19 protein-coding genes and 1 riboswitch are annotated in these 22,343 nt (G+C 71.3%); all 19 genes read right to left on the bottom strand.

What is annotated here, in order from left to right; translation table 11 throughout:
- Window positions 1-13: 13 nt before the first annotated feature.
- Window positions 14-1,441, bottom strand: a complete 1,428-nt coding sequence (gene argH, locus KVS71_RS16505) for an argininosuccinate lyase (protein ID WP_217585051.1) — start codon at window positions 1,439-1,441, stop codon at window positions 14-16.
- Window positions 1,441-2,370 carry an ornithine carbamoyltransferase gene (gene argF, locus KVS71_RS16500; protein WP_025105260.1) on the bottom strand — a complete coding sequence of 310 codons (930 nt, stop codon included), beginning with the start codon at window positions 2,368-2,370 and terminating at the stop codon, window positions 1,441-1,443. The genes argH and argF overlap by 1 nt, the downstream gene beginning before the upstream one ends.
- Window positions 2,367-3,572 carry an acetylornithine transaminase gene (locus KVS71_RS16495; protein ID WP_060923305.1) on the bottom strand — a complete coding sequence of 402 codons (1,206 nt, stop codon included), beginning with the start codon at window positions 3,570-3,572 and terminating at the stop codon, window positions 2,367-2,369. The genes argF and KVS71_RS16495 overlap by 4 nt, the downstream gene beginning before the upstream one ends.
- On the bottom strand, window positions 3,569-4,486 hold the full coding sequence (gene argB, locus KVS71_RS16490; RefSeq protein WP_217585050.1) for an acetylglutamate kinase: 918 nt from the start codon (window positions 4,484-4,486) through the stop codon (window positions 3,569-3,571). The genes KVS71_RS16495 and argB overlap by 4 nt, the downstream gene beginning before the upstream one ends.
- The gene (gene argJ, locus KVS71_RS16485; RefSeq protein WP_105950140.1) at window positions 4,483-5,640 is read right to left on the bottom strand and encodes a bifunctional glutamate N-acetyltransferase/amino-acid acetyltransferase ArgJ; all 1,158 of its coding nucleotides are present in this window, start codon (window positions 5,638-5,640) and stop codon (window positions 4,483-4,485) included. The genes argB and argJ overlap by 4 nt, the downstream gene beginning before the upstream one ends.
- Window positions 5,637-6,713: an N-acetyl-gamma-glutamyl-phosphate reductase gene (argC, locus tag KVS71_RS16480; RefSeq protein ID WP_217585049.1), complete on the bottom strand. Its 1,077-nt coding sequence runs from the start codon at window positions 6,711-6,713 to the stop codon at window positions 5,637-5,639. The genes argJ and argC overlap by 4 nt, the downstream gene beginning before the upstream one ends.
- 239 nt (window positions 6,714-6,952) lie before the next feature.
- Complete coding sequence (locus KVS71_RS16475; protein ID WP_217585048.1) at window positions 6,953-9,100, bottom strand: bifunctional hydroxymethylpyrimidine kinase/phosphomethylpyrimidine kinase; 2,148 nt, start codon at window positions 9,098-9,100, stop codon at window positions 6,953-6,955.
- Window positions 9,097-9,945: a hydroxyethylthiazole kinase gene (gene thiM, locus KVS71_RS16470; protein ID WP_217585047.1), complete on the bottom strand. Its 849-nt coding sequence runs from the start codon at window positions 9,943-9,945 to the stop codon at window positions 9,097-9,099. The genes KVS71_RS16475 and thiM overlap by 4 nt, the downstream gene beginning before the upstream one ends.
- A riboswitch (TPP riboswitch) is annotated at window positions 9,936-10,029 on the bottom strand. Its footprint overlaps the gene before it by 10 nt.
- A gap of 7 nt (window positions 10,030-10,036) precedes the next feature.
- Window positions 10,037-11,008: an NAD-dependent epimerase/dehydratase family protein gene (locus KVS71_RS16465; RefSeq protein WP_217585046.1), complete on the bottom strand. Its 972-nt coding sequence runs from the start codon at window positions 11,006-11,008 to the stop codon at window positions 10,037-10,039.
- 215 nt (window positions 11,009-11,223) lie between these two features.
- Window positions 11,224-13,770, bottom strand: coding sequence for a phenylalanine--tRNA ligase subunit beta (pheT, locus tag KVS71_RS16460; protein ID WP_217585045.1), 2,547 nt, complete (start codon window positions 13,768-13,770; stop codon window positions 11,224-11,226).
- Entirely contained in the window at window positions 13,770-14,810 is a 1,041-nt protein-coding gene (gene pheS, locus KVS71_RS16455) for a phenylalanine--tRNA ligase subunit alpha (protein ID WP_217585044.1), read from the bottom strand. Before pheS ends, pheT begins: the two co-directional genes overlap by 1 nt.
- Before the next feature lie 45 nt (window positions 14,811-14,855).
- A complete protein-coding gene (locus KVS71_RS16450) occupies window positions 14,856-15,779 on the bottom strand; it encodes an amino acid ABC transporter permease (RefSeq protein WP_082750080.1) in 924 nt (307 codons plus the stop codon).
- Window positions 15,776-16,432: an amino acid ABC transporter permease gene (locus KVS71_RS16445; RefSeq protein ID WP_060922531.1), complete on the bottom strand. Its 657-nt coding sequence runs from the start codon at window positions 16,430-16,432 to the stop codon at window positions 15,776-15,778. Before KVS71_RS16445 ends, KVS71_RS16450 begins: the two co-directional genes overlap by 4 nt.
- Window positions 16,433-16,495: 63 nt before the next feature.
- The gene (locus KVS71_RS16440) at window positions 16,496-17,404 is read right to left on the bottom strand and encodes a glutamate ABC transporter substrate-binding protein (protein WP_060922530.1); all 909 of its coding nucleotides are present in this window, start codon (window positions 17,402-17,404) and stop codon (window positions 16,496-16,498) included.
- Window positions 17,405-17,451: 47 nt separating this feature from the next.
- Window positions 17,452-18,198, bottom strand: a complete 747-nt coding sequence (locus KVS71_RS16435; RefSeq protein WP_060922536.1) for an amino acid ABC transporter ATP-binding protein — start codon at window positions 18,196-18,198, stop codon at window positions 17,452-17,454.
- A 262-nt stretch (window positions 18,199-18,460) separates the two neighbouring features.
- Entirely contained in the window at window positions 18,461-19,423 is a 963-nt protein-coding gene (locus KVS71_RS16430; RefSeq protein ID WP_368874973.1) for a TAXI family TRAP transporter solute-binding subunit, read from the bottom strand.
- Entirely contained in the window at window positions 19,420-20,793 is a 1,374-nt protein-coding gene (locus KVS71_RS16425) for a HAMP domain-containing sensor histidine kinase (protein ID WP_217585043.1), read from the bottom strand. The genes KVS71_RS16430 and KVS71_RS16425 overlap by 4 nt, the downstream gene beginning before the upstream one ends.
- Before the next feature lie 3 nt (window positions 20,794-20,796).
- On the bottom strand, window positions 20,797-21,468 hold the full coding sequence (locus KVS71_RS16420; RefSeq protein WP_217585042.1) for a response regulator transcription factor: 672 nt from the start codon (window positions 21,466-21,468) through the stop codon (window positions 20,797-20,799).
- 23 nt (window positions 21,469-21,491) lie between these two features.
- Complete coding sequence (locus KVS71_RS16415; protein ID WP_217585041.1) at window positions 21,492-22,304, bottom strand: RNA methyltransferase; 813 nt, start codon at window positions 22,302-22,304, stop codon at window positions 21,492-21,494.
- Window positions 22,305-22,343 lie beyond the last annotated feature (39 nt).

Here is a 22,343-nt window from a genome sequence, read left to right as displayed (position 1 = left end):
GCCGCCGGACCGGCTACAGGCCGAGCGCGTGCGCGGCGGCCTGCGCGCGCGCGACGAGCTCCGCGCGCTGCTCGGCCACCCGCTCCGGAGCGGTGCCGCCGACGCCCGTGCGCGACGCGACGGAGCCCTCGATCGTGAGCACCTCCCGGACCTCGGGGACGAGGTGCGGAGACACCGACAGCAGCAGCTCGTCGGAGGCGTCCTCCAGCCCGATCCCCTGCTCCTCGCAGGCACGGACGAGCGCGCCGGAGATCTCATGGGCATCGCGGAACGGCACGCGCCGCTTCACCAGCCACTCGGCGACATCCGTCGCCAGGGAGAACCCCTGGGGAGCGAGCTCGGCCATCCGCTCCGTGTGGAAACGCAGCGTCGCGATCATCCCGGCGAACGCCGGCAGCACGACCTCGAGCGTCTGCACCGAGTCGAACACCGGCTCCTTGTCCTCCTGCAGATCGCGGTTGTACGCGAGGGGCAGGCCCTTGAGCGTTGCCAGGAGACCGGACAAGTTGCCGATGAGACGCCCGGACTTGCCGCGCGCGAGCTCGGCGATGTCCGGGTTCTTCTTCTGCGGCATGATGCTGGATCCCGTGGAGTAGCCGTCGTCGAGGGTGACGAAGCCGAACTCCCGCGTGTTCCAGAGGATGATCTCCTCGGACAGGCGGGAGAGGTCGACCCCCGTCATCGCCGCGATGAACGCGAACTCCGCCACGACGTCCCGCGCAGCGGTGCCGTCGAGGGAGTTCTCCGCGGGGCGGTCGAGACCCAGTTCGGTCGCGACGACCGCGGGATCCAGGCCCAGGGTCGACCCCGCGAGCGCTCCCCCGCCGTACGGCGAGACACCGGCGCGACGACGCCAGTCGACGAGGCGTTCGAGCTCGCGCACCAGCGGCCAGGCGTGGGCCTGGAGGTGATGGGCGAGCAGCACCGGCTGTGCGTGCTGCAGGTGCGTGCGGCCGGGCAGAATCGCGTCGGGATGCGCCTCCGCCTGCGCCACGAGCGCATCGATCACGCGCAGCAGGTCGCGCGCGACCACCCGGGCGTGGTCGATCAGGTACATCCGCACGAGCGTGGCGATCTGGTCGTTCCGGCTGCGGCCGGCGCGGAGGCGTCCGCCCAGCTCCGGACCCAGCTCGGCGATCAGCGCCTGCTCGAGCGCGCCGTGCACGTCCTCGTCGGTGGGCAGCGGCTGCAGGGAGCCGTCGGCGACCTTGCGCGCGACGGCGTCGAGGCCCTCGTGCATCCGGGCGGCCTCATCCGGCTCCAGGTACCCCGCGGCGGCCAGCGCCGTGGCATGGGCGTGGGAACCCGCGATGTCGTACGGCGCCAGGATCCAGTCGAAGTGTGTCGACCGGCTCAGCTCGACGAGCTCCGGCGACGGACCGGTGGCGAACCGCGCGCCCCAGAGCGCGCCCTCGTTGGTGCCTTCGTGCGAGCCGGCCATCACGCGTCCTTCTTCCCGAGGAGCCAGACCAGCAAGGCCTTCTGGGCGTGCAGGCGGTTCTCCGCCTCGTCCCAGACCACGCTCTGCGGACCGTCGATGACCGCGGAGTCCACCTCGTAGCCGCGGTCGGCGGGGAGACAGTGGATGAAGATCGCGTCGTCGTGCGCGAGCTCCATCGTCTCCGGTGTGACCTTGTAGCCGCCGAGGTCGCGGATCCGCGCGAGCTTCTCCTCCTCCTTGCCCATCGACACCCAGGTGTCCGTGACGACGACGTCGGCACCGGCGGCCGCCTCGACCGGGTCGGTGAAGAGCGTGATCGATCCGCCGGTCTCCCCGGCGCGGCGGTCGGCCGCTTCGATCACGTCGGCGCGCGGCGCGTAGTCCTCCGGCGAGGCGATGCGCACGTGCATGCCGGCCGTGACGCCCGCGAGCGCGTAGGAGTGCGCCATGTTGCTCTGGCCGTCGCCGAAGAACGTCAGCGTGAGGCCCTTGAGGTCGCCCTTGTGCTCACGGATCGTCAGCAGGTCGGCGAGGAGCTGGCAGGGGTGGAAGTCGTCGGACAGCGCATTGATCACGGGGACCCGGGTGCCGGCGGCCATCTCCTCCAGGCCCGACTGCGCGTAGGTCCGCCACACGATCGCGGCGACCTGGCGCTCGAGCACGCGGGCCGTGTCGGACGGCGTCTCCTTCCCGCCGAGCTGGCTGCTCGCCGTGGAGATGATGAGCGGCGTGCCGCCGAGGTCGGCGATACCGACGGCGAACGAGACGCGCGTCCGGGTGGACGACTTGTCGAAGATCACGGCGACGGTCTGCGGGCCGGCGAGGCTCTTGTCGGCCCAGCGATCCTTCTTGAGCTCGAGCGCGAGATCGAGGATCTCCGCCTGCTCGGCGGGCGTCAGATCGTCGTCGCGCAGCAGGTGGCGGGTCATGCGGGGACCTTTCCGGTGGCGGAGGTGTGGACGTCGGAGAGAGCGGCGGCGAACAGCTCGCGGAACTCCGCCAGCTCCGTGTCGCCGATGGTGAGAGCCGGCGCGACGCGCACGGTCTCGGGGTTGGCGGCGTTGACGATGAGACCGCGGTCCTGCGCGGCGGCGACCACCGCACCCGCCACGGGCTGCGTGAGCGCGACGCCCACGAGGAGTCCACGGCCGCGGACGCCGCCGACCAGCGGGGAGTCGATGCCGAGGATGATGTCCCGCAGCTCGGCGCCACGGCGCGCGGCGTTGTCGACGAGGTCGGCGCGCTCGATCTCGGCCAGCACCGCGTCCGCCACGGCCGTCGCGAGCGGGTTGCCGCCGAACGTAGAGCCGTGCGAACCGGGTGTGAACAGGGCGCTCGCGGGCCCGTAGGTGACGAGGGCGCCGATCGGGAATCCGCCGCCGATGCCCTTTGCGAGCGTGATGGCGTCGGGCGTGATGCCCTCGTGGCTGAATCCGAACCAGGCGCCGGTCCGGCCCGCGCCCGTCTGGATCTCGTCGACGATGAGCAGGGCGCCATGCGCGAGGGTCAGCGAGCGTGCCGCGGCGAGGTAGCCCTCGGGCAGCTCGACGACGCCGGCTTCACCCTGGATCGGCTCCACGATGACGGCGGCGACTCGGTCGTCCATCGCGGCCTCCAGCGCTTCGATCGTGGCCGGGATGTGCTCCACGCCTCCGGGCATCGGAGCGAACGGCGCGCGCATCGACTCCTTGGCCGTGAGCGCGAGCGAGCCCATCGTCCGGCCGTGGAAGCCGTTCTCCAGTGCGAGGATGCGCGGACGCTCCGCGCCGCCGTGCAGACGGGCGAGCTTGAACGCGGCCTCGTTGGCCTCGGCTCCGGAGTTCGAGAAGAACACGCGACCGTCGATCCCCGCGCCGGCGAGGCGCTTGAGGCGGGCGGCGAGCGCGAGCTGCGGCGGAGTCGCGAAGTAGTTGGAGACGTGCGCGAGGGTGGCGGCCTGCCGGGACACCGCCTCGACGAACACCGGGTGCGCGTGCCCGAGGGAGGTCACCGCGATGCCGGCGAGGAAGTCGAGGTAGCGTCGGTCTTCGGCGTCCCACAGGTACGAGCCCTCACCGCGGGTCAGCAGCGCGAGGCGCTCCCCCGCGTTGAGCACGAGATCACGTGCCGCGTCGTCCTGCCAGACGGTCATGCCGTCGCCCCTTTCTCTCCCAGGACCACTTCGGTCCCGATTCCCTTGCTGGTGAACAGTTCGACGAGCACCGAGTGCGGCACCCGTCCGTCGATGATCGCCGCCGCGTCGACGCCGCCCTCGACCGCATCGAGGCATGCGCGCATCTTCGGGATCATCCCCGACTCGAGGCGCGGAAGTATCTCGACGAGCGCGTCCGACGTCAGGTGCGACACGAGCGAGTCCCGGTTGGGCCAGTCGGCGTACAGCCCCGGCACGTCGGTGAGGATGACGAGCTTGCGCGCGCCGAGGGCCACGGCGAGCGCGGCGGCCGCGGCATCCGCGTTGACGTTGAGCGACTGCCCCGGGTGGTCGAGGTCGGGCGCGATGCTTGACACGACCGGGATCCGCCCTGCGGCGAGATGGTCGAGCACCGGCGTCGGGTCGACCTGGACCACGTCGCCCACGCGGCCGAGGTCCACCTCCTCGCCGTCGATCATCACACCGCGACGGCGGCCGCCGAAGAGCCCGGCGTCCTCGCCGCTGAGCCCGGTGGCGATGGGGCCGTGCGAGTTGATCTTCGAGACGAGCTGCGGGTTCACCTGGCCGGTGAGGACCATCCGCACGACGCCGATGGCCTCGGTGTTGGTGACGCGGTACCCGCCCTTGAACTCGCTGGGGATCTCCAGCCGCTGCAGCATGTCGGAGATCTGCGGCCCGCCGCCGTGCACGACCACGGGCTGCACACCGACGTACCGGAGGTACGCGATGTCCTGGGCGAAGGCCTCCTGCAGCTCGTCCGAGACCATGGCGTTCCCGCCGTACTTGACGACGACGATCTGGTCGCGGAACTTCTTCAGCCACGGCAGCGACTCGATGAGGGTGGTCGCCTTCTGCGCCGCGATGTCCGGCGTGGTGTCCTGGATGTCGGTCATGAGGCGTAGGCGCTGTTCTCGTGCACGTAGTCGTGGGTGAGGTCGTTCGTCAGCACCGTGGCGGTGGCCTCTCCGACCTTGAGGTCGATCATCAGGTGCGTGGCCCGCGGGGTCAGGTCGACCTCCTCGCGGGGGCGGTCCGGCCCGCCGGCGGTGCAGACGCGGACGCCGTTCATCCACACGTCGACGTCGTAGGGGTCGAACTGCGCGGCCGTCGTGCCGATCGCCGCGAGGACGCGGCCCCAGTTCGGGTCGTTGCCGAAGATGGCCGCCTTGAACAGGTTGTTGCGGGCGACCGAGCGGCCGACCTCGACGGCGTCCTGCTCGGAGACGGCGTGCTGCACCTCGATCGTGATGTCGTGGCTCGCGCCCTCCGCGTCGCCCTGCAGCTTGACCGCGAGCTCCTGGCAGAGCGCGGTGAGCGCCTCGGCGAAGTCGTCGAGGTCGGGGACGACCTCGGAGGCGCCGTTGGCGAGCAGCGTCACCTGGTCGTTGGTCGACATGCAGCCGTCGGAGTCGAGGCGGTCGAACGTGCGTCCCGTCGCCCGACGCAGCGCCTCGTCGGCCTGGAGCGGTTCGAGCACGGCGTCGGTGGTGAGCACCACGAGCATCGTCGCCAGACCAGGGGCGAGCATGCCCGCGCCCTTCGCCATGCCGCCGATCGTCCAGCCGTCGCGGGTCACCACAGCGGTCTTCGCGACGGTGTCCGTGGTCATGATGGCGTGCGCGGCGCTCTCCCCTCCGTCCGCGGTCAGCTCGGTGATCGCCTGCGCGGTGCCCGCGAGGACCTTCTCGCGGAAGACCGCATCCCCCGTCCCGATGAGTCCCGTGGAGCAGACGAGCACGTCACCCGCACTGATGCCGAGCAGCTCGGCCGCCTTCTCGGCGGTCTGATGCGTGGTCTGGAACCCGAAGCTGCCGGTGAAGCAGTTCGCACCGCCGGAGTTGAGGACGACGGCCTCGACCACGCGGTCCGCGACGGCCTGCTGCGACCAGATGATGGGGTTGGCCTTGGCGCGGTTGCTCGTGAAGACGGCGGCGCCGACCTTGCGGGGGCCGCGGTTGACCACGACGGCGACATCGGGCTTGCCGGTGGACTTGAGTCCGGCGGCGACCCCGGCCGCCTCGAATCCTGCGGGGGCGGTGACGCTCACGGGGCGACTCCGTTCACTGAGAGGGCGCGGGTCTCGGGAAGCCCCAGCGCGATGTTCATGGACTGGACGGCAGCTCCGGCGGTGCCCTTGACGAGGTTGTCGACGGCGGTGACCACGGTCACGCGGTTCGCGGCGCGGTCGATCGCGAGGCCGAGGAGGGCCGTGTTCGCGCCGAGCACGTCGGCGGTGCGCGGGAAGGTTCCCTCCGGCAGCAGCTGGACGAAGGTCTCGTCGCCGTAGGCGCTCTCCCACGCCTGACGGATCTCGGCGTCGCTCACACCCTCGGCGATCGGCGCCGTGGACGTGGCGAGGATGCCGCGCGACATCGGCACGAGCACCGGAGTGAACGAGATCCGGATGTCCTGGGTCCCTGCTCCCTGGGTCCCTGAGCCTGTCGAAGGGCGGGCGGCAGCGAGCGCCTGTCGGATCTCCGGGATGTGGCGGTGCGTGCCGCCGACGGCATAGGGGTTCGCGGAGCCGAGGATCTCGCTGGCGAGGAGGTTCGTCTTCAGGCTCTTGCCCGCCCCGGACGGGCCGACGGCCAGGACGGAGACGATGTCGCCCGGGTCGATCACGCCGGCCGCGACACCGGGTGCGAGGCTCAGGCTCACCGTGGAGGCGTTGCACCCGGGCGCGGCGACCCGGGTCGCGCTGCGGAGCACCTCCCGTTGCTTGCCCGCTCCGACGAGGAGCTCGGGCACGCCGTAGGTCCACGGCTCGTGGAACGCCCCGCCGTAGAACGCGTCCCACTCCGCGGACGACGTGAGCCGGTGGTCGGCTCCCGCGTCGATCACCAGCGGGGTGTCGCCGAGGGCGTCCGTGTACTGCCCGGACTGGCCGTGCGGAAGGGCCAGGAACACGATGTCGTGTCCGGCGAGGACTTCCGGCGTGGTGTCCTGCAGCGTGAGGTGGGCGAGCGAGCGGAGGTGCGGCTGATGGGCGACGAGAGGCTGTCCGGCGTTCGAGTGCGCCGTGACGGTGCGGATCTCGACGTCGGGGTGAGCGGCCAGGAGGCGCAGGATCTCGCCGCCTGCGTAGCCGGAGGCGCCGGAGACGGCGACGGAATACGTCATGCTTCTACCTTAACGGTCGGGTCCTCGACGATCTCGGGACCGGGGGCGGGGCCGGAGGCGGCGACACCGGCACTCGACCGCCGCGCGGACGCAGGCAGAAGGGCGGGGTCGCCTAGAATCGGCGGCCGCGACGTCGGCGCACGGCGATGACGCTCGGGACGAGCGTCGAAGGAGCGGTGGCGACCGAAGGCATGCGGCGACGATAGCGCGGGCGCGTTCGGCACCGCAAATCCGGGGCGTCACACGACGGCGGGAGCAGACGGCGCGGCGAAGAAGGCGCGTTCGTGCGCGCTCGACGTGAGGAAAGCGCGCCGCATCCGCTCCCGGCCGGTGTCGTCGGCCCTCGCAGCCGCGGCGGCGACATGCGCGACGGCCTGCCGGGTGGCCGCCGCGAAAGCCGGATCCGCATAGGTCGCCAGCCACGATGCGTAGGGATGCCGGGGGTCACGGGGCGCCGCGCCGAACGCTCCGGCATGGAGCCGCTCGCCCAGGTCGGTGTAGAGCCAGAAGCACGGCAGCACGGCCGCGATCACCGTGGCGTAGTCCCCGCCGAAGGCGACGGCGCGCAGGTGGTCGAGGTAGGCGACCGTGGCCGGGGCGGGTTCGGTGGCGAAGGTCGCGGCGCTCACCCCGGTCTCCGGGGTCAGCCATGCCGCGTGCAGCTCCAGCTCGCCGCGGATCGCGCCGTGCGCGGCCTCCGCCCAGAACGCCTGCTCGTCGGGGGTCGGAGCGAGACGCGACGCCTCCGCGAGCACCCGCGCGTACTCGCGGAGGTAGAGGGCATCCTGCGCGAGGTAGAAGACGAAGGCGTCGCGGTCGAGAGTCCCCTCGGCGAGCGCGCGCACGAAGGGCAGCGCGTCGATGTCGCGGCGGATCGCGGCGGTCTCATCCCACCAGGCCGCGGCGACCTCCTCCGGTGTCGGCCGGGTCTCGGCCCCGCCGCGGGCCCAGAGTCCCGCCAGATGATGGATCGGGCCGTGTCCTCGCCCGACGTCCAGGTCGTCCGCCGCGCGGAGGGACTCCCGCAACCAGGCGCGCGCGGCGCGGACCGCCGTCGCCGGATCGTCGCCCCTCGCCAGTCGTGTGGCCAGAGCCGCGGACAGCGAGCAGCCGGTGCCGTGGGTGTTCTCCGTCCGGATGCGCGGCCCGGGGAACTCCGCGTGCGTACCGGCTGCCGTGTCGATCAGGGCGTCCGGCGCCTCGTCCCCGGGCAGATGCCCGCCCTTCACCAGCACCGCGGTCCCCGTATCGGCCGACAGCTCTCGCGCCGCGGCGAGCGCGTCCGCCCAGTCCGCCACCTCGCGACCGACGAGCACCGCCAGCTCCGCGAGGTTCGGGGTGACCACGGTCGCCAGGGACAGCAGATCCCGGAGCTCCCGCTCCGCGTCGGGCTGGAGCAGCCGGTCCCCCGAGGTGGCGATCATGACCGGGTCGAGCACGACGATCGGGGGCTGCGTCGCCCGGAGCCACGCGGCGACCGTCCGGATCACCTCGACGTCCGCGAGCATGCCGATCTTCACGGCGTCGATGCGGATGTCGTCGCCGACGGCGTCGAGCTGCGCCCGCAGGAAGTCCGCGGGCGGAACGTGCACGGCGCGGACGCCCTGCGTGTTCTGGGCGGTCAGGGCCGTGAGGGCGGCCATGCCGTAGCCCCCGTGCGCGGCGATCGCCTTGAGGTCGGCCTGGATGCCCGCGCCGCCGGACGGATCGCTGCCGGCGATGCTGAGCACGTGCGGCACCGCCCGCCCGAGCCACCGCCGACGGAAGGCCGCGGCGGCGGCCCGGGGATCCTCTGCCGCGCACAGCGCCGAGACCACCGCGATCCCGGCCGCACCGGCCGCGCGCAGCGCCGCCGTGTCGTCGAGGTCCACCCCGCCGATGGCGACGCACGGCAGCGCACTGCGCGCGGCGAACGCGGCGAAGCCGTCGATGCCGAGCGGGTCCGGATGGTCGGGCTTCGTGCGCGTGGGCCGGATCACGCCGACGCCGAGGTAGTCGACCGTCCCCGGCGGAAGCGCGTTCACGGCATCGAGATGGGCAGCGGTGTTCGCCGTGAGCCCGATCAGCGCCTCCGGGCCGAGAAGTTCGCGCGCGCGGAGCACCGAGGCATCCGCCTGGCCGAGGTGCACCCCGTCCACCCTGGCACCGCGGCGACGGGCCTCGACGGCGGCGTCGAGGCGATCGTTCACGACGAGCAGCGCGCGACCGTCGATGGCCACGGACAGGGCGAGGAGCTGGTCGACCGTCTCCTCGTCCGTCGCCTCCTTGTCGCGGAGCTGCACGATGCGGACCCCACCCGCCACGGCCTCGCGGACGGTCTCGACCACCCCACGAGCACCGCACAGCGACCGATCGGTGACGAGGTAGAGGGACAGGTCGACGGTCATCGGGCCTCCTCCTCGACGCGGGCGCGGGCCTGGAGATCCGCCGGGGTCACGGCGGACAGGGCGTCGAGCAGTCCGACGGCGAAGCTGCCCGGTCCGCGGGAGGTCTCCGCCGCCTGCTCGGCCGCGACCGTGTAGACGAGGGTCGCCGCGGCCACCGCCGTCAGCGCGTCGGTCCCGGTGCCGCGGGCCGCCCCGAGGAAGGCCGCCATCACCGCGCCCAACGCGCAGCCGCCGCCGGTCACCCGCGTGAGCAGCTCGTGCCCATTCGCGATGCGGATCACGCGCTCCCCGTCGGTGAGGAGATCGACCGGGCCGGAGACGGCGACCACGGAACCGTGCCGGACGGCGAGCTCCCGCGCCGCCGCGGCCGCCGCCTCGGTCCCGTCCGTCGCGTCGACACCGCGGCCTCCGCTGCTGTGTCCGGCCAGCGCGAGGATCTCCGACGCGTTGCCGCGGATGGCGGTCGGGCGCAGCGCGACCAGCTCGTGGGCCAGCGCCGTCCGCACCGGGAGGGTGCCGATCGCGACGGGATCGAGCACCCACGGCGTGCCGGCGGCGCGCGCTCCGGCCACGGCCTCCCTGCTCGCCTCCCGCTGCTCCGGGGTCGGCGTCCCGAGATTGACGAGGAGCCCCGAGGCGGCAGCGGCGAACGGCTCGGCCTCGCCGACGATGTCGACCATGGCCGGCGCCGCCCCGAGCGCCAGCAGCACGTTGGCGGTGAAGCCCGTCACGACGGCGTTCGTGACGCAGTGCGTCAACGGCGGCGCAGCCCGGACCTCCTCCCGCAGCCTTCCCGCCGTGGCGGCGAGGTCGAGGACGGATTGCGGACGCACAGGATCGCTCATTGCGACATCCCTTCGCTAGTACGAACTAGATCAGGTTCGACGGGTGTGATCTCAGCCGCGGATGCGGCACCCCGTGTCACTGCCTCGCAGTCTAGCGAGCGAAGGCGTCGAGCAGCGCCCGCTCCTCCGTCCGCGTGAGTCCGGCGCGGCGCTCCCTGTCCACTCCCCGATCGCGCTCGTCCGCCACGACGCTTTCCGCCGTCTCGTCGAGGGGGCGGAGGGTGCCTCCGCTGCGGCGATACCGCGCGTTCGAGCGGGTCATGAATCCGCTCATCTCGGGTGGCAGCCACAGCGGCAGCGAGCGCGGCCCCGCCCAGTACGCGACACCCTCCGCGACGAGACGCTCCTCCGTGCCGACGACGAGCGGCCCGGTGTGTCCGGTGGCCGCGCGCACGGTCCGCAGCACGTCGTCCAGCTCGCGCACGTCGCCGATCGCGTTCACGGTACCGGTGACGGCGGCGGACACGACGAAGGCGGCGACATCCTCGACGTCGATGACCTGCGCCGTGCGCCCGTCGAGGGGCGGGAGCAGCACCGGCTCGTCCAGCGCCCGGAGGAACGCCGCCGCCCAGTAGCCGAAGCGATCGCTGGGGTCGCCGGCGCCGACGATGAGGCCGGGACGGACGAGGAGCGCGCGGTCGCCGAGGCTCGCCTGCACGGCATCCTCCGCCGCGACCTTCTGCCGTGCGTAGTCGTCGTCCTCACCGGCCTGTGCCGCCGGGTGCCGCGGTGCCGACTCGTCCGTCCCGACGGTCTCGTCGTCGCGGTACACCGACATCGACGAGACGTACGTCCACCGGGCGGCACGGTCGCCGAGCGCACGGACCGCCCCGGAGACATGAGCGGCGCGGGAGGAGACGTCGACGACGTGATCCCAATCGGTGCGCGAGACGACATCGTAGGCGGCCTCCTCATCCCGGTCCGCCAGCACGAGGGTCGCTCCCGGCGGCGCCGGGCGTCCGCCGCGGGCGAGGCAGGTCACGGACGCTCCCGCTCCCAACGCGTGCGCGGCGATGCGCCCCGACAGCCATCCGGTTCCCCCGAGGATCAGCACATCCGTCATGTGCCCATGTCATCAGGATCGACGACTCGGGGGAAGGGCCTCCGCTCAGAGCGGAGCAGGACAGGCCCTCACGCGATCACAGGCCCTCACGCGCGCAGCCGACCACGCGAACCCAGGCCATCACGCGAGTACAGGTCACCGGCACTGCTGTCGCCTGATGCCGCGCGAACGCCTGATGCCGCGCGACCTCCCGAGGAAGCCGCGCGGCATCGCGATCAGTCGCGGAGGGCGGCGCCGAAGCGGTCCGCGGCGACGGCGACGCCCGCCATCTTCGCCTCGGAGGCCTCCGCGGCCGTGAGCGTGCGGTCGTCGGCGCGGAAGCGCAGCGCGAACGTCAGCGACTTCGATCCCTCGGGCACACCCTCGCCGCGGTAGTCGTCCACCAGCCGGACGGACTCCAGCAGGGCACCCGCGCCCTCGGCGAGAGCAGCGCGGACCTCGCCTGCCGGCACCTCGGCCGGGAGCGTGAGCGAGACGTCCTGCGTCGCGGCCGGGAACGTGGAGAGCGATGCCGCCACGATGCGTCCTCCGGCGAGCGTGAGCAGCCGGTCGAGGTCCAGCTCCAGCACGGTGGCGCGACCCGGCAGGTCGGCCTCCTCGGCGACGGCGGGATGCAGCTCGCCGACGTAGCCGATCTCCTCGCCGCCGGCGACCAGCGCACCGGTGCGTCCGGGGTGGAGCGCGGCGCGCTGCGTCTGCACGACGTCGATCTCGATGCCCGCGGCGGCCCCGATCACGCGGACCGCGTCGAGCGCCTCGACGAGTCCGGCGGCCTCGGCCGCACGCCCCGGCTGACGCGGCGACACGTTGCCGGTCAGCAGCACCGCGACGTGGCGCTCCTGCGGGGGGATGGAGGCGTCGAGCGCGGCGAGCACCTCATCAGACGGCCGGACACCCAGCGGCGGGACCTCGGCGGTGCCGTACTGCACGCCGGGCTCAGGGACGAACACGGCGCCCGTCTCGAACAGCGCCAGATCGGTGAGCCCGCGCGAGATGTTGCGGTGCGCGGTCTGCAGCAGACCAGGGATGAGCGAGCGCCGCAGGAAGGGCACCTGCCCGTCGAGCGGGTTCGCGAGGCGGATGCCGGGCAGGTGCTCACCGGACGCGGAGCCGTGCAGATCGTTCTGCGCCTCGGTCGTGAACGGGAACGCCGGGGTCTCGACGAATCCTGCGGCGGCGAGAGCGTTCACCACGCGGCGACGCCCCTGCTGGTGGGCCGTGAGGCCGCGACCGGACGGCGGCGTCGGCAGCACCGCGGGGATGCGGTCGAGCCCGTGGATGCGGGCGACCTCCTCGGCGAGCGTCCACTTGTCGGTGAGGTCGGGGCGCCAGGTCGGCGGGATGACCGTCCACCCGGAGTCACCCTGGGTCCCTTCGCCGTCCGCCTGGGTCCCTGAGCCTGTCGAAGGGCTGACCTCCGCCCCGATCGTCGTGAGCGCCCCGGTGATCTCGTCGTCGGTGTAGTCGACGCCGATCAGTCCCTGCACGAAACCGCGCGGGAGCTCGATCTCGGCGACGAAGACCTCGGCGAAGAGCGCGCCACCCTCCTCCGTGAGCGTGCCACCGGCGAGCTCGACCATGAGGTCGGCCGCGCGTCGCGCTGCGACGAAGGGGATCAGCGGGTCGACGCCGCGCTCGAAGCGCTTGGACGCCTCGCTCGGGAGCTTGTGACGGCGGGCCGTGCGGGCGATGGTCGTCGCGTCGAAGGTCGCCGCCTCGATGAGCACGTTCCGCGTGGTGTCGCTCATCTCGGTGGTGCCGCCGCCCATGACACCGGCGAGGCCGATCGGACCGGAGTCGTCGGTGATGAGGAGGTCTTCGACGTGCAGCTTCCGCTCCACGCCGTCGAGCGTCGTCATCTTCTCCCCCGGCGTCGCGCGCCGGACGGTGATGCCGCCCGTGAGCTTGTCGAGGTCGTAGCCGTGCAGCGGCTGGCCGAGCTCGAGCATGACGTAGTTCGTGATGTCGATGAGCACACCCAGCGACCGCATGCCGGCGAGGCTCAGGCGCGCGATCATCCACGGCGGGGTGGGCCGCGACGGATCGACGTCGCGCACGACCCGGGTGACGAACTCGCTCGCGCCGACCTTGCCGCGCACCGGCGCCTGATCGTCCACCACGGCCGTGTGTCCGGAACCGGGCTGCAGCTCGGCGAAGTCGCGCTCGGCGGGGTCGCGGAAGGCCGCCCCCGTAGCGTGGGAGTACTCACGGGCGACGCCGCGCACCGAGAACGCGTAGCCGCGGTCCGGTGTGACGTTGATCTCCACCGCGACGTCGTCGAGGCCGAGGAGCGCGATCGCGTCGGTGCCCACCGGCGCATCGATGCCGAGGTCGCTCAGCACGACGATGCCGTTGTGCTCGTCGCCGAGACCCAGCTCGCGCGCGGAGGCGATCATGCCGTCCGACACGTGACCGTAGGTCTTGCGGGCGGCGATGGGGAACGGCCCGGGAAGGACGGCGCCGGGCAGGGTCACGACGACCTTGTCTCCGACGCCGAAGTTGTGCGCGCCGCAGACGATCCCACGGACGCCGCCGTGCTCGGGACCGACGTCGACCTGGCACCAGTTGATGGTCTTGCCGTTGGACTGGGGTTCCGGCTCGAGCGAGACGACCTCGCCGACCACCACGGGACCCGTGATGTCGAAGCGGTGCACGTCCTCTTCTTCGAAGCCGACGGTCACCAGCGCCGCGAGGACGTCCTCGGGCGTGGCATCCGCTGCCAGATCGACGTACTCACGCAGCCACGAAAGCGGGACGCGCATCACACCACCATCCCGTACTGCTCGCTGAAGCGGACATCGCCCTCGGCCATGTCGCGCATGTCCTGCACATCGCTGCGGAACATCAGGCCCCGCTCGATGCCCATGCCGAACGCGAAGCCGCTGTACACCTCCGGGTCGATCCCGGCCGCGCGCAGCACGTTCGGGTTGACCATGCCGCAGCCGCCCCACTCGATCCAGCGCGCGCCGCCCTTGAAGGTCGGGTGCCACAGGTCGAGCTCGGCGGAGGGCTCGGTGAAGGGGAAGTAGTTCGTGCGGAAGCGCGTCTTGGCCTCCGGGCCGAAGAGCTGCTTCGCGAAGTGGTCGAGCGTGCCCTTGAGGTGCGCCATCGTGATGCCCTTGTCGAGGACCAGGCCCTCGAACTGTGTGAAGACCGGGAGGTGCGTCGCGTCGAACTCGTCGGTGCGGTACACGCGGCCCGGGCACAGCACGTAGATGGGGACCTCGCGGTTCAGCATCGACCGCACCTGCACCGGGCTCGTGTGCGTGCGCATGACGAGGTGGCGCGAGGTCGGGTCGACGTAGAAGGTGTCCTGCTCCTGACGGGCGGGGTGATCGACGTCGAAGTTCAGGGCGTCGAAGTTGAACCACTCGTGCTCGAGCTCCGGCCCCTCCGCGATCTCCCACCCCATGCCGACGAAGATGTCCTCGACGTGGTCCTGCAGGAGGGCCAGCGGGTGGCGGGCGCCCACACGCGTCCGCGACGGGACGGCGGTGATGTCGACGCGCTCGGCCTCGAGGCGCGCGGCGACCTCGGCGGCGGCCAGCTCGGCCTCCTTCGCCGCGAGCGCCTGGTTCACTCGACCGCGGCCCTGACCGACGAGCTTGCCGAAAGCGGCCTTGTTCTCGGGGGCGACCTGACGCATCGAGGCGTTCAGGACCGCGAGCGGCGATCCCTCCGCGACGTGCGCCGCACGGGCGGCTTTCAGCGCGGCGGTGTCGGCGGCCGCATCGATCGCCGCGAGGGCGTCGGCGACAGCGGCTTCGACCGCTTCGGGGGTGATTTCCGGAGACTCTGACACGGGAGTCGAGTCTACCGGCGCGGGACGGGCGTCCCGCGCCGGTACTCACTCGCGCTTGGAGCGTCGCGACCGGCTGTCACCCTTCTGGAGCGTGAGCAGCTGCGTGTCGGTACCGCCCTCGTGAAGTCGCGGATCGAGCTCAGGATCGACGGTGCCGCCAGCGAGAACCTTCGCCGAGCGGCGCGTGCGCACCTCCACCCAACGTGCGATGCCGGACAAGATGAGGCACATGATGATGTAGATGCCGCCGATGACGAAGGCGGACTGCAGGATCGGGCGCCCCTGCTGTGAGGTCAGCTGCTTCGCGAAGTAGAGCAACTCGGGGTACGTGATGATGAAGCCGAGGGCGGTGTCCTTCATCGTGACCACGAGCTGGGCGACGATCACAGGGAGCATCGCGCGAATGGCCTGCGGTAGCAGGATGAGGCGCATCACGCCGCTCTTGCGCAGTCCGATCGCGTAGCCCGCTTCCTTCTGCCCGCGCGGCAGCGACTCCACTCCGGCACGGAGCACCTCGGCGAGCACGGAGCCGTTGTACGCCATGAGGGCGAGGACGACCGCCCAGTATGGGTCCATCTTCACGCCCACCACGGGGAGCCCGTAGTAGAGCAGCATCATGAAAACGAGGACCGGCACGGCGCGGAACAGCTCCGTGACGATCGTGACGGGGACGCGGACCCACGCGTGGTCAGACAACCGCCCGATCGCGAGGACGAAGCCGAGGATGAGGCTGAGGACCGCGGCCAGCGCGAAGGCCGCCAAGGTGTTCACGAGGGCACGGGCGATGCCTGCCCAGACGTTGGTGAAGGTGAAGACGTACCACTTCTGCGGGGAGAACTGCCCCGTTTCGATCATTCGATAGATCACGAAGCCGAAGGCTGCCAGCACCACGAGGATGGTCACGACAGCGATGATCCGGTTGCGCGCGATGGCGCGGGGGCCCGGGACGTCGTACAGTACGGAGCTCATCGGGCGATCCTCCATCGGTTCTCGAGATACCGCTGACCCCAGCTCATCAGCATGACAAGGGCGACGAAGACCACCGCGACCCAGAGCAGGACCTCCATCGGGTTGCCCGGGCGATCGGCCGAGTCGTTGACCGTCGAGCGCAGGGCCGCGAGCTCCGCGATCGAGAAGCCGGCGGCCACCGTGGTGTTCTTCAGCAAGGCGATGAAGACGCTCATCATTGGCGGGACGACCGAGCGGAAGGCCTGCGGCAGGATGACGAGCGTCATGACCTGTCCGAACGGGAGACCGATGGCCCGCGCAGCTTCAGCTTGCCCGACGGGGACGGTGTTGATGCCCGCGCGCAGGACCTCGGCGACATACGTGGCCGTGTAGATGCCGATCGCGAGGATGCCCAGCACGGTGTTCGACAGCTCGGGCAGACCGAGCTGGGGATACCCGAACACGAAGAAGAAGAAGACCAGTGTCAGTGGCGTGTTGCGCACGATGTTGACGTACACCGTGCCGACGCCGCGCGCGATCGGCACGGGCGAGACGCGCATCGCGCCGACGATGATTCCCAGGACCAGGGCGATGATGCCGCCCGCGAAGAAGACGAGCAGCGTGTTGCTGATCGCCTCGCCCCACAGGTCGAGGTTCCCGAAGATGACGTCCACGCCACCCTCCCCTTCTCGGTTCAAGCTGTGGGGCGGCCCTTGGAGGAGGGCCGCCCCATAGGATCAGTACGCGTCGACCTCGGGCTGCTCGACCTCGATGCCGCTGGAGCCGAGGTTCTTGTCGAAGATCGCCTGCCAGATGTCGCCACCGTCGGTGAAGAGCTCGTTGATGTGCGCGCGGAAGACGTCATCGCCCTTGGCCAGCCCGACTCCGTAGCGCTCCTCCGTGAAGAGACCGCCGGTGACCTTCACGTCGTCCGGGTACTGCGCCGCATAGCCGATCAGGATGGCCTGGTCAGTGGTGACGGCGTCGACCTTGCCGTCGATCAGGTCCTGCACGCACGCAGAGTACAGGTCGTATTCCTGCGTCTTGATGTCGGGGAAGTTCGCCTTGATGTTCTGGATCGGGGTGGAGCCGGTCGCCGAGCAGACGGTCTTGCCGTTGAAGTCCTCGAGCGCATCCGCGTCCTCCGCGTCGGCGGCGACGAGGAGGCCCTGACCCGTGATGAAGTACGGCCCGGCGAAGTCGATCTGCTCCTTGCGCTTGTCGTTGATCGAATAGGTGCCGACGTAGTAGTCGATGTCGCCGTTCACGATCGCCTGCTCGCGGTTCGCGGAGGCGATCGGCTTGAACTCGATCTTGTCCTCGTCATAGCCGAGGGACGCCGCGATCCAGCGCGCGATGTCGACGTCGAAGCCGGTGCGCTCGTTCGTGGTCACGTCGAGGTAGCCGAGGCCGGGCTGGTCCTCCTTGACACCGACGACGACCTTGCCGCGCTCCTCGATGGCGTCGAACGTCGGGCTGCCCTCGAGCTGCACGTCCGAGGCGACCTCGAACCAGGTGCTGTCTTCACCCGCATCGCCGTCACCCCCGCCTCCGGGGTTCGAGGGCGTGCCGCTGTTGCAGGCCGTGAGCGCGAGCAGCGCCACCGTGGCGATCCCGAATCCGGCCAGTGTCCGTGTACGTCGCATGTGCGTCTCCTTCATGTGCTGTGCTGTGGGTGCGGGGTCTGGGGAAGTCAGTGCGTGAGGAGCTTCGAGAGGAAGTCCTTGGCGCGGTCGCTCTTCGGGTTCGTGAAGAACTCCTCGGGCGTGGCCTCCTCGACGATCCGGCCGTCCGCCATGAAGACGACCCGGTCGGCCGCCTTGCGGGCGAAGCCCATCTCGTGGGTGACGACGATCATCGTCATGCCCTCCTGGGCGAGCTCGACCATGACGTCGAGGACCTCGTTGATCATCTCGGGGTCGAGCGCGCTGGTCGGCTCGTCGAAGAGCATGACCTTCGGCTGCATGGCCAGGGCCCGCGCGATCGCGACGCGCTGCTGCTGGCCGCCGGAGAGCTGCGCGGGGAGCTTGTTCGCCTGCTGGGCGACGCCGACGCGCTTGAGGAGCATCATCGCCTCCGCCTCGGCGTCGGACTTCTTGAGTCCGCGGACCTTGATCGGGCCGAGCGTCACGTTCTCGAGGATCGTGAGGTGCGCGAAGAGGTTGAAGGACTGGAAGACCATGCCGACGTCGGCCCGCAGGTGCGCGAGAGCCTTGCCTTCCGCGGGCAGCTCCTTGCCGTCGATGCGGATCGAGCCGCTGGTGATGGTCTCCAGGCGGTTGATCGTGCGGCAGAGCGTCGACTTGCCCGAGCCGGAGGGGCCGATCACGACGACGACCTCCCCCGCGTTGACGGTGAGGTCGATGTCGCTGAGCGCCTGGAACTCGCCGTAGTGCTTCTGGACGTTCTCGACGACGACGAGCGGGGTTTCAGAGGTCATCATTTCTCCAAACTAGCCACGCGATGCGCGCGGTTCCAGGCACCACGGTGAGGTTTACACGTTCGTAATCACCTGATCGCGGCGCCAATGCATCCTCGCAGGGGCACCCCACGGCCCGCCCCCTCGGGCCGCGGGATCGCCCTGCTGCCACGCTCCCAGCGACAGCAGGCAGCAGGTGTCCGATCGTGTGCGATCGACCTCACCCTGGCAGAGCCCGCGCACGGCTGTCAGGGATCTTGAGGATTTCTTGAGGGGGCGCCGGTCACCGGCGCAGATCGCGGTAGTACTGCTCCGCGCCGGGGTGCAGGGGCACCGGCCCGGTGAAGATCGCCGACCGGCGGTCCAGCAGCGCCGCCGCCGGTACGTCGGCCGCGAGCGAGGTACGCGCCGCGAACAGGCCCGCGACGAGATCGTGCACCACGCCGGGCGGGGTGCTGCCGGCGGTGACGAGGTAGTTCGGCACCGCCAACGTCGTCACCGAGGCATCGAGGCCGTAGGTGCCTGCAGGCACGTCGGCGGGCCGATACGCGTGGGAGTACCGCTCGTTGACCGCGTTCACCCAGTCCTGCTCGACCGGGAGCAGGCGCACGTCGATGGTCTCCGCGAGGTCCGCGATGCCAGGTGTCGGCAGCCCGCCCACCCAGAAGAAGCCGTCGATCTCGCCCCGCTCCATCGCGGCGATCGACCCGCCGAGGTCGAGCTGCGGGTCGTCGACCGCCTCGGCCGCGACGCCGGCCGCGTGGAGCACGCGCGTGGCGATCACGTTCACGCCCGAGTTCTCCGCGCCGAGGGAGATCGTCCGTCCGGCGAGGTCCGCGAGGTCTTCGACGGCCGAGTCGTCCCGCACGACGATCTGCAGGTACTCGTCGTAGAGGCGGGCGACCGCCTGCACATCCAGCGGCTCGGCGAAGGCGCCCGTCCCCGCCACGGCATCGGCGGCCGCATCGCCCTGCGCGAAGCCGAGGAGGGCCTCCCCCGCGCTCACGCGCAACAGGTTGTCCACCGATCCGGCCGTCACCTCCGCCGTGAGGTCGACGTCGAGCTCATGCGACAGCTCTGTCGCGAGGTGGCTGCCGTAGTCGTGATACACACCGGTGGGGCTGCCCGCGGCGAGCACGGCGACGGTCTGCGTCCAGTCCTCGGAACGCGGACTGCACGCGCTCAACGCGACCGCCGCCACGAGCGCGAGCATCCCGGCGACGACACGCCGCCCTCGCCCGCTCACGCTGCCGCCTCCGCGGGGAGGACGAGGGCTACGAGGAGCCCGCCGCCGTCGGCGCCGCGCACCCGCAGCTCGCCCCCGACCGTCGCCAGGAGGTCGGTCGCGATCGCCAGCCCCAGACCGGTTCCCGGCATCTCGCCGCTGTCCGCGCTCCGCCAGAAGCGGTCTGCCGCCGACGACGCATCCTCCGGTGACAGCCCGGGACCGTGGTCGCGCACGGTGAGCTGGCATTCGTCGCCCGCGCGCTGCGCACCGACCTCGATGGACGAGCCCTCCGGCGAGTACTTCACCGCGTTGTCGATCGCGGCGTCGAGCGCGCTCTCCACGATGGTGCGGTCGGTGATCGTCATGACCGACGACTCCCCCGTCCGGCGCAGCACGATGGCCCGCTGCGCCGCCACCTCCTGCCAGGCCTCGACCCGGCGCCCGGCGACGGCGGCGAGATCGACCGCCGACATCGTGGAGTCGGTGCGACCGCCGCGGGCGAGTCCGAGGAGGGTCTCCAGGATGCGGGTCATCCGCCGGCCCTCTTCCCTGGTCTCCTCCACGTCGTGGTCCCACTCGCGTCCCAGCCCCGTCGCGAGGTGCTCGACGCGCAGCAACAGCGCGTTGAGCGGATTCCGCAGCTCGTGCGAGGCGTTCAGCGCGAACTCCTGCTGTCTCGTCATGACGCGCTCGATCTCATCGGCCATGCCGTTGAACACCCGCGTCATGCGCCGCAGCTCGGGCGGGCCGGTGCCTTCGGCCACCCGGGCGTCCATCTCCCCCCGCTCGATCGCCGCCATCGCCTCGTCGAGACGGCGCACCGGCGAGAGCACCCAGCGCGCGAGCCCCGCGACCAAGAGGATGCCGAGCGCGCTGAGCAGCACGACGATGAGTGCGAGCACGAGCGTCTGCCGCAGGATGACGGTCTGCGGGGTGTCCGTGCCGCCCCTGACGAGCACCGCACCGATCACATCGCCGTCGTCGAACACGGGTTCCACCAGCGCCGCATCGGACACGACCCACGGGGAGGACGTCGGTTGCTCGGCGCGGCGACCGGAGAGCGCCAGCCGCACCCGCTGCGCATCCTCCTCCGACAGCACCGCGTCTCCGTGGTCACCGGCCGCCCAGGGGCTGCCGGTGAGATCGAACACGGTCACCTCGATTCCGTAGACCTCCTGGAAGCGACGGACCTCGGCGTCCATCACCGCCGGACTCCCGGAGCGCAGCGCCTGTCGGGCGCTCGTCGCGAAGTACCCGAGGTCGCCGAGCTGCTCGGCATAGAACGACTGCTGGACGCTGCGTGCCGCGCTCCACCCGGTCACGCCGCCGAGTGCGACGAGCACGATGATCAACGGCACGAGGAAGACGACGGTCAGGCGGCGGCGCACGCGTCAGGACCCCGCGAGCCGGTAGCCGACGCCGCGCACGGTCTCGATGAACGCGCGATCGCCGCTCTTCTTCCGGATGGCGGCCACGTGCACCTCGAGGGAGTGGCCGAAGCCACGCCAATCGGTGTTCCAGACCTCGCGGATGAGGCGCTCCTTCGGCACCGCGACACCCGGATACCGCGCGAGCACGCCCACGATGTCGAACTCCTTGGGAGTGAGCGCCAGCGGCACCCCGCCGACCTGCACTTCCCGCGCGACGAGGTCGATCTGCACCGCGCCGCCTTGCAGCAGCACGCGGGTGTCCGGCTCCGTCCGCAGCGGCCGCGATCGCCGGGTGACCGCCTCGATCCGCGCCAGGAGCTCGTGCACGTCGTAGGGCTTCACCACGAAGTCGTCGGCACCGGCGCGCAGTCCCTTGATGCGCTCGGCGACCTGGTTACGCGCGGTGACGATGACGATCGGCACGTCGGAGCGCCCGCGGATGCGGCGGCAGAGGTCGATGCCGTCGACATCCGGCAGCCCGAGGTCGAGCAGCACCACCTCGGTGTCGGCATCGAGGTGGTCCAGCGCCGCGGCCCCGTCGGCCGCATGCACGGTGGCATAGCCCGAGCGCGCGAGGAAGGCCTGCAAGGCCCCCGCCACCCGCTCGTCGTCCTCGACGATCAGTATCCGCATCCCGCGTCCCGTTCTTCGCCGGGTCAGCCGGTGGAGGCCGCGCGTTGGGCGAACGCGCTCTCATACAGGCAGACACTCGCCGCGGTGGCCAGGTTGAGCGATTCGGCGCGCCCGAAGATCGGCAACCGGAGGACACGGTCGGCCTGCGTCAGCGCCTCATCCTCGAGCCCGCGCGCCTCGTTGCCGAACAGCCAGGCGGTCGGCTCGCCCAGCACGCCGTCGGCGCGTGCCGCGAGGAGGTCGTCCCCCTTCACGTCCGCCGCGAGGATCTGCAGGCCCGCATCGTGTGCTCGTCCGACGACCTCGTCGAGCTCACCGCCCACCGAGACCGGAAGGTGGAAGAGCGAGCCGGTCGTCGCCCGCACCACCTTGGGGTTGTACGGATCGACCGTGCGACCGGTGAGCACGACGGCATCGGCGCCGGCGGCGTCGGCGGCCCGGATGATGGTGCCGAGGTTGCCAGGGTCGCGCACCTCCTCGCAGATCGCGACGAGACGCGGTGCCGCATCGAAGATGTCCCGCACCGAGGTCGGCGTCTGACGGACGACCGCGACGAGCCCCTGCGGGGTCACCGTGTCGGCCATCGCGTGGAGGACGTCCTCGCTCACGTACTCGACGTCGACGTCCGCCTCCGCGGCGGCGGCGCGGATGTCCGCGTGCTTCTCCCAGCCGTGCGGGGTCGCGAAGAGCTCGACGATCGCTTCGGGGCGGTACGTCAGGGCCTCGCGGACGGACTGCGGACCTTCCAGCAGGAAAAGACCGGTCTCGGTGCGGGCGCTGCGCTTGGTCAGCTTGGCGACGGCACGGACTCGGGGGGAACGGGGGTTCTCCAGCACGAACTCAGTCTACGGTCAGCCCGACACCGCCCGGATACG

It is taken from the genome of Microbacterium sp. GbtcB4 (assembly GCF_019091465.1).
In the GTDB taxonomy this organism is placed as follows: domain Bacteria; phylum Actinomycetota; class Actinomycetes; order Actinomycetales; family Microbacteriaceae; genus Microbacterium; species Microbacterium paraoxydans.
This window is presented reverse-complemented; position numbering and strand designations above follow the sequence as displayed.